Origin of the sequence: Clostridium sp. AF23-6LB (assembly GCF_003461085.1) — a bacterium.
In the GTDB taxonomy this organism is placed as follows: domain Bacteria; phylum Bacillota; class Clostridia; order Lachnospirales; family Lachnospiraceae; genus Coprococcus; species Coprococcus ammoniilyticus.
The window spans coordinates 46,444-59,777 of record NZ_QTWK01000001.1 but is presented as its reverse complement, the minus strand read 5'-3'; the positions used below and the strand labels follow the sequence as shown (position 1 = coordinate 59,777).

Genomic DNA, 13,334 nt, shown 5'->3' with positions numbered 1-13,334 from the left:
TATTTTCGTATTTTTTATATTTGTATGATGTGACTGGATTGTTTTACTATGTGCTTGTTGGTAAATGCCGTGTAAAAATACTGTATCTGCTAATTGTTCTTTTCATGGTTATTCTTCAAATAGGATTACCATTCCTTTTCAATCATATTGGAAGAGATAATCGGGTAATTAAAGTGCTGAAGAACTGGCATGAACAAGTGATGAGTTCGTTTATGTTTTGGGGAATGTTGATCCTGTTATATCTTCCAAATGGCGAATGGGGGATCAGCGGGGGATTCTTTATTATGTCATATCTGGTAAATGCTTTCTTTATGGTGATGAAAAAGCTGCGGGAATCCATTTGGGAAATGCATATGCTTCAGAATATTGCAGGCTTCTTTGCCTTTATTATATGTATGATCGTTGCAAGATCAGATGATTTTCAATATTTTTCAAATTGGCTGTTTGCTTTATTATTGATCATCTGGCTTGTTTTATTATGTTTGTTTACCTTTGGAGCAGTTGATAAAAATCCGGGAATGTTATACTGGCTGTTTACAGAAACAGCAGAAAACCGAAAAGTACAGGTTGTTCGATATAAAAGAATTATAAAAAGATTTTTTAATATCTTCCTTTCCCTGTTTTTGTTGATGTTTTGGGTATTTATAGAGAATACACTGGAATTTTATTATACCAATCGAAAGACCTTGGAATTTAACTTATCTGATTTCTGGGGTAGTATGATCGTGCAGTCTTTTTTCTTATCCGTTATCATATCTGTTCTGGTCAGTTTATTGAAAACGAATGTAACAAAGATTATCAGTTGTTGTTTATGGGGATTAGCGGTAGCTTCCTATATTCAGGTTATGATATTTGATCGTGACCTTGGTATTACGGATGCTTATGCAATTAAATGGAGTGATTATTCCGGCAAGATGATCATGACCGGAATTGTATGGGGAATCTGTATTGTAGTTCCGGTTATTTTGTTTGCAAAATTTAAAAATAAATTCTTTAGTATTTTGAAATATGTAGCAGTGTGTTTATTATGTATTCAGATATCGGCAACTGTATATCTGGTTATAAAATCCGGAGGTTATAGGAATACTTCAGAAGCAGAGATTACAAATTACTATGTTTCAGGCAAAAATGAATATACAGTATCGGAAGAAAAAAATATTTTTGTATTTGTTCTTGATACATACAGCAATGATTTTATTGACGAAATGACAGAGCAATATCCGGATGCGTTAGAGCCGCTGCATGATTTTACATATTATGATAATTATGACAGCAAATATGACGGAACAGCGCTGGCAATGAATTATCTGTTAACGGGACAGGAATTTGATAATACGATTCCTTGTCGGGAATATTCTAAAGAAGCATTTCATTCAGAAAAGGCTGTCGAATTTTATAATACACTAAAAGAACAACAGTATTCTTGTAATATATATACGGATAAAGCAACAGTTAGTTTTCTTAATGCAAAGAATCTATATGAATATTATGATAATGTACAGGAAAATGCAGATGGTGAGATCTTAGTCGATTACCACGCAGTCCGGAAAAATATTATAAAGGGGGCAATGTATAAAGTATTGCCGCTGGCATTAAAGAGATTTTCTTTAGTTGTTACCAGTGATTTTGATGGTGCGGTCAGTTCTTCCGGCGGAGGGGAAGATTCGCCGGACCTGGATGATGATTTTTATTTAAAATTACAGACACAGGGACTAGAATATAACAGCAGTTCTGGAACATTTGCAATTTACCATTTTAGCGGAATGCATGATTATGGGGATGGAAAGGGAAAAAATCTGCCAGAAGCGGCTTACGATAATCTAAATGATGTGTACGTTTTTCTTGATGAATTGAAAAATATGGGAGTTTATGATAATTCAACGATCATAATAACGGCAGATCATGGAAAAATCATGACGGTAGATGGTATTCAGCCTATTTTCTTTATCAAAGAACCCTATAAAAAGAATGACAGGCTTGCAGTTTGCAGTTCTCCGGTAAGTGCGGAAGAGTTTATGCCAACGATCATGAAGCTTATTACAGGTGAAAGCAAAGATAAAACCATTTATGATTATGAAGCGGATGAAAATCGGTCAAGAAGTGTATATATACGACAGTACAAGGAAAATATATCCGATCTTCTGAAAAATGATTCAGCAAATTATGCTTGTTTGTATAAGTATACATATCAGGGAGACAAGGATGAATTAAGGAAATATGCAGGTGCAAAACCGAAGCAGAAGATACCGTTGATCGATTTCTGGTATTAAAAAACAAGAAAAGGAGATAGTATGATGTTTAATGAAATGAATTTATTAGTACAGGAATTTCCAACAATGAAATTATATATTGATCCGGCGACGACAAGTTATCTGATCCAGATAATTGCCGGAGTAGTGATCGCAGCAGGTGCGGTAGCAGGAATTGCATTCAGTAAAATAAAAAGAGCATTAAAAAAAGGAAAAACAGAAGAACAGCCCGTAAAAAAGACAAGAAATGAAGAAAAGAAAATTGTTACTGCAGATGATTTGTTAGATGATGAGGAATAGAAGTGAATCAGATAATTAATTATGTTTCGGATTTTTTCGGGATCATAATGAGATGGTGCTATGTTTTTGTAAATAATTATGGATTGTCAATTATTGTGTTTACGATTTTTACAAAATTTGTATTATTTCCTATTTCATTGATTACACAGAAAAATTCGATAAAAATGGCACAGATGCGTCCGGAACTTGATGCTTTAAAAGTAAAATATGTGGATGATAAAGATCGGTATGCAGATGCACAACTGGAATTATATAAAAAAATGCAATATCATCCATTACTGGATATGATACCACTGCTGATCCAGATTCTGATCGTTCTTGGATTGGTGGGTGTTATGTATTGCCCGCTTTCATATATCCTGCGGATGCAGGATCCCGATATCGCTATGCTGCAAAAATGGTTTGAGGGGCTTGGATGGACATTGCAGGATAATTCTTACCAGTTGACAATGATCCATGAAATACAGAATGGTATTAGCGGTGTGCCTGAAAACCTTATGGGACTGATAGAAAAGATATCAGATTTTGATATGAATTTTATCGGATTTAATTTATCAGAGAAACCACAATTATCATTACATAATAAACTGGTTTTGATTCCTGTTTTATCGGGTGTGAGCGCATGGCTCATGTGTGTTGTTCAAAATAAAATAAATGTGCTGCAGTTATATGCCGGAAAATGGAATAAAATAGGAATGACGGTATTTATGATAGCATTTTCCACATATTTTGCGTTCCTTGTTCCGGCTGGAGTCGGGGTATATTGGATCTTTGGAAATTTGTTCGCAATTCCTTCCATGTATCTGGTAAATATTGTGATGCCGCCTGAAAAATATATTGATATGGATTACATACGGATCTTGAATGAAACAGCAGAGGAAAAAGAAAAGATACGAAAAAAGTATGGGAGAACAGAGAAACAGGATTATCATCGGTTTGAGAAGACTGAAAAGAGAATTGTATTTTATGCAGAGGGCCGGGGCTTTTATAAATATTATCAGCCGATCATAGAGTATCTGGCTGAACGGTCTGATTATAAAATGGATTATGTTACCAGTGATCCGGAGGATCCGATCCTGAAGCAGGAGCAGTCGGCAGTCCGGGCATATTATATAGCACAGGACAAGTATCTGATTCCTTTGTTTATGAAATTGGATTGTGATATCTGTCTGATGACGATGCCAGATCTGGAAAAATATCATATCAAGCGTTCCAAGGTAAGATCAGATATTGAATATATTTATGTAGCACATGGGATGGGAAGTAATGCACTTACATTACGGAAAGGTGCATTAGATTATTATGACACGGTTTTTTGTGTAGGAATCGATTCGGTACGTGAAATACAGCAAATGGAAGCGCTGTATGTGACACAGCCTAAAACTCTGGTTGAGACAGGATATGCGTTATTGGATCAGATGATCGAGCAGTATCAGATTGAAAACAGAAAAGAAAATGAAAAGAAAAAAATACTGATCGCACCATCGTGGCAGCCGGAAAATATTATTGATCTGTGTATTGAGCAGATATTAGATAAATATAAGAATACACCATATGAGGTCATTGTACGGCCGCATCCGCAGCAGGTGAGACATCAGATGGAACGGTTTGTGGAAATGCAGGAGCGATATGCAAAGGATGATAATATAACTATACAGACGGACTTTTCTTCTAACAGTACGGTTATGGATGCTGATCTGCTGATAACAGACTGGTCAGATATATCATTTGAATATGCATTTACAACATTGAAACCAGTGCTGTTTATTGATACGCCAATGAAAATCATGAATCCTGAATATGATAAGATTGAGCAGAAGCCAATTAATGTGACATTGCGAAATGTGCTTGGGAAGGCGATATCTGTAAATGATATTGATAATATACTTGAAATATCTACAGATATGTTAAAGCAAAAGGACATGTATAGAAAGCAGATTGCGGATGCCAGAGAGAAACATATTTTTAATATCGGAAAGAGCCGGATATTAAGTGGAAAATATATTATGAAACGGCTTATGGAATAGAGAGGGGTAGGAGAATGCAGGGTATAATATTAGCAGCAGGAATGGGGAAACGATTAAAGAATATTACAAAGAATAAGACTAAATGTATGGTTGAAGTAAATGGAATATCTCTGATTGAAAGAATGCTGAAGATCCTTGACAGAAAAGACCTGTCAAGGATCGTTATAGTGACAGGGTATCAGGAAGAGACATTAAAGGAATATATTGTGTCATTAACAATACATACACCGATCATATTTGTGGAAAATCCAATATATGATAAAACAAATAATATTTATTCCCTGTCTTTAACGGCCACTTTTCTGGAGGAAGAAGACACCCTCTTGCTGGAATCAGATCTGATTTTTGATGAAACGGTAATAGATCTGATATTATGTGATCCAAGAGAGAACCTTGCACTTGTTGATCGGTTTGAAAGCTGGATGGATGGTACATGTATGCTTTTGGATGAGAATGACTGTATTGTGGATATGGTCGCAAAAAAAAATCTTCATTTTGTAAATGCGGATCAATACTATAAGACAGTGAATATATATAAATTCAGCAGGCATTTTTCCAAGTATACATATGTGCCTTTTCTAAAGGCGTATGCAATGGCAATGGGAAATAATGAATATTATGAGTCTGTTATCCGCTTGATCGCAATGCTTGACACGAAAGAGTTGCAGGCCAGACGGCTTAACGGTCAGCGCTGGTATGAGATTGATGATATTCAGGATCTGGATATTGCAGAAAGCCTGTTTACAGATAATACAGAGGAACAGTATAAAAAAATAACTGCCAGATATGGTGGCTTTTGGAGATATCCTAAATTGGTCGATTATTGCTATCTTGTAAATCCGTATTTCCCAACAGAACACATGTTGGAAGAAATTCGTGCCAACAGTGACCGGCTGATCATGCAGTATCCCTCTGGTGCAAGAGTGATACGGTTATTGGCAGGCAAACTGTTTGGCATATCAGATAAGAAAATTATAGTTGGTAATGGAGCAGCGGAATTAATTCGTGAAATGATGCAGGAAACGAATGGAAAAATAGGTTTTGTGACTCCGACATTTGAGGAATATATAAATTGCTGTAAGCAGGAACAAAGAGTTATTATGGATACCAGAAAAATGGATTTTTCATATTCTGGACAGGACATTCAGGATTATTTTGAACAGAAGCATATTCAAATGCTTGTGCTGATAAATCCGGATAATCCTAGTGGGAATTATATTGATTCCAGAGAAATATATGAATTGATCCATTGGTGTAAGAAGAAAAAGATATGTCTTATATTAGATGAGAGTTTTTCGGATTTTTCGGATGAGGCAGAATCTTGTATAGCTGATTCGTATCTGGAACTGTATGATGAGTTTTATGTAATAAAAAGTATTTCAAAATCATATGGGGTTCCGGGCTGCAGACTGGGAATATTAGCTGGAAGAAACAGTGAAAAACTTGATCAGATCCAGCGCAAACTGCCAATCTGGAATATTAATTCTTATGCAGAATTCTTTTTACAGATCATAGAAAAGTACAAGGAGGATTACAGACTGTCACTGGATCGTCTTAGAAAGTCCCGTGAGATTTTCATGAAAGAGCTGGAAAAACTCCCATATATGAAGGTATATCCATCGCAAGCAAATTATGTTATGTGTGAACTTTCAGATGGAGTGAAAAGCAGGAAACTTGCATCATTTTTACTGGAAAATAATATTTTGATCAAAGTGCTGAATGAGAAATTAAATAACCAAAAGGAAATGATCAGACTTGCAGTTCGGACGGATGAAGAGAATCTGCATCTGGTTGAATTGTTGAAAAAATTTGGAGGTGAATATATTGAATAACTGGAAAGCAATCTGGAATAGAAGAGAAGCGGATGAATGTTTTTTGCAGTCGCTTGAAGATCCTAAAGCAATCTGGCGGGAGCTGAAACGAATTGATGGATTTGATGTGGATCTGGGAGATTCAGCGGATGCATATTATAATGCATTTTATAAAAGCTGGGAAGAAGAATGTGCACTTTTAAATACACATATTGGTCCGTGGAACAGCATTTATGAAGTAGGATGCGGCGCAGGAGCGACCTTATATTTATTTTCCAGGCAGAATAAAAAGATTGGTGGAATTGATTATTCCAGACAGAGTACAGATATTGCAAAAATTGTATTAAAAGAAGCGGAGATAGCATGTATGGAAGCGGACCATATTTCAACAGATGAAAAATTTGATGTTGTGATGGCTGATTCTGTATTTGCATATTTTCCAGATGAAGCCTATGTATCTGATGTTCTGGAGAAGATGTATGAAAAAGCGCATAAGGCTGTGCTGATCACAGAGATATTTGATAAAGAGCTGGAAGATGCCTGTATGCAGTATAGAAGAGCTAAAATACAGAATTATGATGAAAAATATAAAAATCTTGATAAGTTATTTATTTCAAAATCCATGTTTGAAATGTTTTCACAAAAGCATGGTTGTGAATTGGTATTTACATCTGTTGAAAATCCATATTACTGGAATAGTCAATTTATGTACAATGTATTAATTATTAAGAAATAAGAAATAACACCAAATTCGCTAACAAATTCTTGCTACCATCATACAATTGTGCTAAAATCAAACAGGATTGAGATAATGAGAAAAATGGAGGCACACACATGAAGAAATTAATTTTAGTTACATCACCACCAGCCTGTGGAAAGACATTTATTTCCAAACAGGTGGCAAAGGCACTGCCAAATTGTGTATATCTGGATAAGGATACATTAATTGTTCTTTCAAAGCAGATCTTTGTAGTGGCTGGTGAGGAATATAACCGTTCATCCGATTTCTTCCAGAAAAATATCCGCGACTACGAATATTATTGTGTACTGGATCTTGCATTTGAAGCACTGGAATACAATGATACAGTTCTTATAAATGCACCATTCACAGATGAGATCAGAGATGACGAATATCTTGACAATCTCCGTGCAAAGCTTGCAGAAAAAGGTGCAGAGCTCTTTGTGATCTGGGTAAATACCAGAAAAGATGTCTGCCACGAAAGAATGATCAAGCGTGCATCAGACAGAGATACCTGGAAATTGGAGCACTGGGATGAATATATCAACAGTCAGAACTTCAATCCGCCAACAAATATCAAAGAGCTCTTTATATTTGAGAATTCTTCCGATGAAGAATTTAAGGCATCTATAGAAAAGGTTGTTAAGGCAATCAGAGGTTGATAGTGATTTTGAGTATTGCAACAGGAATCAGCAATGTTTTCTGTTGCAATATTTATATAGACAAACAGAGATCAGGAGGAACAGAACATGGCAGCAATCAGATGCTTTAAAGCATTCAGACCAAGACCGGATATCTGCGACAGAGTGGCAGCATTACCATATGATGTGTATAGCAGAAAAGAAGCCTGTGAAGAAGTACGTCGGGAACCGATGTCATTTTTAAAGGTAGATCGTGCAGAGACATCATTTGATGACAGTGTGGATACCTATGCACCGGAAGTGTATAAGAAGGCAGGAGATCTTCTGCATGAGATGATGGAGGATGGTACTTATATTGAGGAAGAAAAGCCGGTATACTACATATATGAATTGATCATGGATGGACGTCATCAGACAGGTCTGGTTGCCTGTGCTTCGATTGATGACTATGTGAATGGTGTGATCAAGAAACACGAGAATACCAGAGAAGACAAAGAACAGGATCGTATCCGCCATGTAGAAGCCTGTGGTGCGCAGACCGGACCAATCTTCCTTGCCTATCGTTCGATTGATATTGTAAATCAGATCATTGACCGGGTAAAGACAGGAGAAAAGTTATATGGCTTTACTTCACCGGATGGTATCATACATAATGTATGGATCATTGATGAAGCAGATGATATTCAGATAATTCAGGAAGCATTTGCAGGTATCAACGAGATTTACATAGCAGACGGACATCATCGTTCTGCTTCTGCTGTAAAAGCAGGCCTCCATATGAGAGAACAGCATCCGGATTATACCGGAGAGGAAGAATTTAATTATTTTCTGTCCGTTCTGTTTCCGCATGATCAGTTGATGATCCTTCCATATAACCGTGTTGTAAATGATCTGAATGGTATGACTGATGATGAATTTTTAAAGAAACTGGAAGACAAATTTGAAGTAAAAGCATGTGATGCGGCTGTTTCACCGGAGAAGAAAGGTAGCTTTGGCATGTATATGGATGGCAGATGGTATCAGTTAACGGTAAAGGACGGAGTTGTTCCGGAGGATGTTGTCGGCTGTCTGGATGTATCTGTGCTTCAGGAAAATGTTCTGGCACCGATGCTTGGCATTGGAGATCCGAGAACGGACAAACGGATCCAGTTTGTCGGTGGTATCCGTGGACTTTCCGAGCTGGAACGACTGGTGGATGGAGGAAAGAAGGTAGCATTTTCCATGTATCCGACTTCCATTACAGAATTATTTGATATTGCGGATGCAGGCAAATTGATGCCGCCGAAGTCTACATGGTTTGAACCAAAGCTTCGAAGCGGAATCTTTATCCACAAGATAAACGAATAAAGATGAACAGTCATATGCAAATGAGAAAATTGAACAGGGAAACGGTGCAGTTATTTCGTATTTTGCATATAGAAAAGAATACACATGAGGAGAATGGGTTATGACAAAGAACACAGAGATTTTCGTTCTGAATCAGGATGAGGTTATGGCGATCACGGGGGCGAGACATGGCAATCCACATCACATACTTGGTATGCATGCCTGTCTGGCTGATGTATATGTAAATGCATTTCTGCCGGATGCAGCAGAAGTTTATGTAGTGGATGAAAAGGATCAGACAGAATATCCGATGCATGTAGAATACGCCGATGGATTTTTTACAGTAAAGATTGAGAACCGGCAGCCATTTGCATATCTGCTAAAGATTGTCCGAAAGGTATGGGATGCAGACGGAGAAGAAGCAGATGAAGTCAGTCTGATAAAGGATGCATACAGCTTTTACTATTCTGCGGATCTTGAAAAAGTAATGCAGGTGGTAAATGGAGAAGATGACGTGGAATCAGGCTTCCGGATCAAAGAATTGTTTGGAGCCAGAAAGCTGAACTTTGATGGCACAGAAGGAGTGGCATTCTGTATTCAGGTTCCGGGCTGCGTCAGAGCCAGCGTGGTCGGAGATTTCAATAACTGGGACGGCAGAGTGAACCAGATGCGGAAGATTGAGTATACCGATCTGTTTGAACTGTTTATACCATATGACATTAACCAGACCAGATATAAATTTGAAGTATTATATGAAAATGGAGAAACCGATATTTTCTCCGATCCATATGCAACAGCATTTGAACCGGTTCCGGGCAATGCGTCCTTATTTACAGAGCTGACATATGACTGGATGGATGCGGCATATATGACAGACCGAAAAAAGAAGAATATCAGCATGGAACCTGTGAATATCTATGAGGTACATATGCAGACATTTAAGACCGACAAAGATGGAGAACGGCTTTCCTATCAGTCATTTGCAAAAGAAGTCGCAGCTTATGTAAAGAGCATGAAGTATAATTACATCGAGCTTATGCCAATCATGGAATATTCCGGTGAGGATACATGGGGATATGATACGACGGGTATCTATGCACCAACGTCCAGATTTGGTTCTCCAACTGATTTTATGGCAATGGTTGATTATCTGCATGCAAAAGGTATTGGTGTGATCCTTGATATGGTGCCTGTGATGGATATTGACTGTATGACTTACTGGTTGGAAGCGTATCATCTGGATGGCATCCGTCTGGATAATAAAGAGCTGATCCGTTCCTTCCGAAAGGTGACCGGAGACAGATATGCGGATGTTATGGTGGATCTTACATGGAACACAACGGGCGTTTCAAAGCTTACAGAGTATATGAAGACTGCGCCGGATCGCAGAGAGAACTTTGTAGACTATGTATCTTCTGTAACCGGATTTATATCCGAGTATCAGGAGGTAAGTGCATTATCACATGATCAAGTGGCATATGGTCAGGGAAGCTTTATAGAGAAGATGCCGGGTGGCTATGAAGACAAATATGCAGATCTTCGTATATTTTATGGCTTGAATATGTTCCTTCCTGGTAAAAAACTGATGTTTATGGGACAGGAGATTGGAATGTTTGGCGGTTTTGATGGCTATCATGTTATTGATTGGAGCGTTCTGGAGTTTGAAGCAAATAAATATCTTCAGAAGTATGTAAAGGATCTGAATGCTTTATATCTTGCAGAACCGGCATTTTATGAAGCAGACAAACTTCCATTTATATTTGCAGGAGAGCAGGAGCCACATACTGTATGCTTCACAAGAACAGACAGTAAGGGTTCTGTCTGTTATGTAGCTGCGAACTTTGGAACTTCAGATCAGAAGAGCCATGTATTACAGACCGGAGCTCCGGGAACTTATAAAGAGATCTTCTCCAGTGATGCGGCAAAGTATGGTGGAGAAGGTAATAACAATAAACAGCAGAAGGTGACGAAGGACGGTGATATCGAGATTGTTCTCCCGGCACTTTCAATCACAGTATTTAAGAAGGTGAAATAATTAAGTGATAGGTATAGCATTGACGGAGAGGCTGGCAGATACTACAGAGTCAGCATCAGAAACGGCATCGGAGATCGTACAGGATGCTGAACAAAAAGCTGGATTGCTCAGACAGTATATGACAGATCTGCTGGATTGGTGCATGTCAAAGGTTGGAAGCCTGGTAGTGGCGGTTATCTTTATGGTGATCGGATTTCGGGTTGTGAAATGGATCATCAAGCTGATAAAGAGAACCTTTGACCGTTCCAATATGGATGTCAGTGTCGTAGGATTTTTACTGTCTGCCATCCGTATTCTGATGAATTTTATAATATTGATAACAGCGGCATCCATTGTCGGTTTTCAGGTTACTTCATTTGTCACATTGCTTGGAACGGCGGGTGTGACGATCGGTCTTGCGTTGCAGGGCAGCCTGTCCAATCTTGCCGGTGGTGTGCTGATCCTGATATTGAAACCATTTCATGTAGGTGACTATATTATCGAGAATAATACCAAATGTGAAGGCGAGGTTGTATCGATCGATATATTCTATACAAAGCTTAAGACGATCGATAATCGTTCCGTAGTCATACCAAATGGAAGCATATCGAATACATCACTGGTGAATGTTACTTTACATGATAAGAGGCGGGCAGAGATCAAGCTCGGTGTCGGTTACGATGAAGATCTGGATAAGGTAAAGCGTGTGGTACTGGATGCGGTAAAGACAGTTCCGGGATATCTGGAGGATGAAGTCGTGGATTTCTTCATTGATGAATTCGCAGATAGTAGCATTGTGGTCAGTGTTCGGTTCTATGCGAAGATCGACCAGTACTGGGATGCACTCTGGTCGGCAAGATGGAATATCAAGAAAGCATTTGATGAAAATGGAATCGTTATCCCATACAATAAACTGGATGTCAACCTCGATTCTTGCAAAAAAACAGATAATCGAGTATAATAATCGGTTGTGATATGAAAACTAGATAATTGTGTGATGAGTTTACTATCACACAATTATCCGTACATTTAATAGATTAGGAGTGATTTAGAAATGACAAAGATTGATATTATTTCCGGTTTCTTAGGTGCCGGAAAAACAACTCTGATCAAGAAGCTGATCGAAGAAGGTTTTAAGGGCGAGAAGCTTGTGCTGATTGAGAATGAATTTGGCGAGATCGGTATTGATGGCGGATTCTTAAAGGATGCCGGTGTACAGATCACTGAGATGAATTCCGGTTGTATCTGCTGCTCCTTAGTTGGAGATTTTGGTACGGCTTTAAAGAAGGTTATTACAGAATATGCACCGGACAGAATCATCATCGAGCCATCCGGTGTTGGTAAGCTTTCAGATGTTATCAAGGCTGTAAAGGATGTTGCAGAAGAAGTTGAAGTACAGCTTGACAGCTATACAACAGTTGCAGATGTATCCAAATGCAAGATTTACATGAAGAACTTTGGTGAATTCTTCAATAATCAGATCGAAAGTGCAAATACGATCGTACTGAGCAGAACACAGACAGCTTCCCAGGATAAGATCGAAAAGGCAGTTGCCATGATCCGTGAGCACAATGCAGATGCTACGATCATCACGACTCCATGGGATGATATTGACGGTTCTAAGATCAAAGAAGCTATGCAGAATCATAAAACCGTTAAGGACGCTTTATTTGAGGATGAAGATGAGCATGAGCATCACCACCTTCATCACGGCCATGACGATGAATGTGGCTGTGGCGATCATGACCACGATCATGAACATCATCATCACGACCATGACGATGAATGTGGCTGTGGCGATCATGACCACGATCATGAACATCATCATCACGACCATGACGACGAATGTGGCTGTCATGATCACGATCATGAACATCATCATCATGACCATGATGACGAATGTAGTTGTGGCTGTCATGATCACGATCATCACCATCACCACCATGCAGATGAGGTATTTACAAGCTGGGGTAAGGAAACTCCACATAAGTTTAATGAAGATAAGTTAAAAGAGACTCTGGATGAGCTTGCTAACACAGAGGAATATGGTATTATCCTTCGTGCAAAGGGTATCGTTCCAAGTGATGGTACAGACTGGTTATACTTTGATCTTGTACCGGGTGAGTATGAGATCCGTAAGGGAAATCCGGATATCACAGGTAAGTTATGTGTGATCGGAAGCAAACTGGCAGAAGACAAGCTTGCAGAGCTGTTTGAGGTATAGGAG

General features: G+C 38.4%; 10 protein-coding genes. All 10 read left to right on the top strand.

What is annotated here, in order from left to right; translation table 11 throughout:
* Nucleotides 1–212 precede the first annotated feature (212 nt).
* The 10 genes from DWY07_RS00260 (at nt 213) to DWY07_RS00215 (ending at nt 13,331) form a co-directional block, all read left to right on the top strand.
* Nucleotides 213–2,270, top strand: a complete 2,058-nt coding sequence (locus DWY07_RS00260; protein WP_147340228.1) for a hypothetical protein — start codon at nt 213–215, stop codon at nt 2,268–2,270.
* Between the two features lie 21 nt (nt 2,271–2,291).
* On the top strand, nt 2,292–2,549 hold the full coding sequence (locus tag DWY07_RS00255; RefSeq protein WP_021944401.1) for a hypothetical protein: 258 nt from the start codon (nt 2,292–2,294) through the stop codon (nt 2,547–2,549).
* 2 nt (nt 2,550–2,551) lie between these two features.
* Entirely contained in the window at nt 2,552–4,576 is a 2,025-nt protein-coding gene (yidC, locus tag DWY07_RS00250; protein WP_021944402.1) for a membrane protein insertase YidC, read from the top strand.
* A gap of 14 nt (nt 4,577–4,590) precedes the next feature.
* Nucleotides 4,591–6,408, top strand: a complete 1,818-nt coding sequence (locus DWY07_RS00245; protein WP_021944403.1) for an aminotransferase class I/II-fold pyridoxal phosphate-dependent enzyme — start codon at nt 4,591–4,593, stop codon at nt 6,406–6,408.
* Nucleotides 6,401–7,123 carry a class I SAM-dependent methyltransferase gene (locus DWY07_RS00240; RefSeq protein WP_021944404.1) on the top strand — a complete coding sequence of 241 codons (723 nt, stop codon included), beginning with the start codon at nt 6,401–6,403 and terminating at the stop codon, nt 7,121–7,123. The genes DWY07_RS00245 and DWY07_RS00240 overlap by 8 nt, the downstream gene beginning before the upstream one ends.
* A gap of 98 nt (nt 7,124–7,221) precedes the next feature.
* Entirely contained in the window at nt 7,222–7,788 is a 567-nt protein-coding gene (locus DWY07_RS00235) for an AAA family ATPase (RefSeq protein ID WP_008402902.1), read from the top strand.
* An 87-nt stretch (nt 7,789–7,875) separates the two neighbouring features.
* The gene (locus tag DWY07_RS00230; protein WP_117821897.1) at nt 7,876–9,114 is read left to right on the top strand and encodes a DUF1015 family protein; all 1,239 of its coding nucleotides are present in this window, start codon (nt 7,876–7,878) and stop codon (nt 9,112–9,114) included.
* Nucleotides 9,115–9,214: 100 nt separating this feature from the next.
* The gene (locus DWY07_RS00225) at nt 9,215–11,128 is read left to right on the top strand and encodes an alpha amylase C-terminal domain-containing protein (RefSeq protein ID WP_117821896.1); all 1,914 of its coding nucleotides are present in this window, start codon (nt 9,215–9,217) and stop codon (nt 11,126–11,128) included.
* Nucleotides 11,129–11,132: 4 nt separating this feature from the next.
* Nucleotides 11,133–12,068 carry a mechanosensitive ion channel family protein gene (locus DWY07_RS00220; RefSeq protein WP_117821895.1) on the top strand — a complete coding sequence of 312 codons (936 nt, stop codon included), beginning with the start codon at nt 11,133–11,135 and terminating at the stop codon, nt 12,066–12,068.
* A 93-nt stretch (nt 12,069–12,161) separates the two neighbouring features.
* The gene (locus tag DWY07_RS00215) at nt 12,162–13,331 is read left to right on the top strand and encodes a GTP-binding protein (RefSeq protein ID WP_117821894.1); all 1,170 of its coding nucleotides are present in this window, start codon (nt 12,162–12,164) and stop codon (nt 13,329–13,331) included.
* The last annotated feature ends 3 nt before the right edge of the window (nt 13,332–13,334 follow it).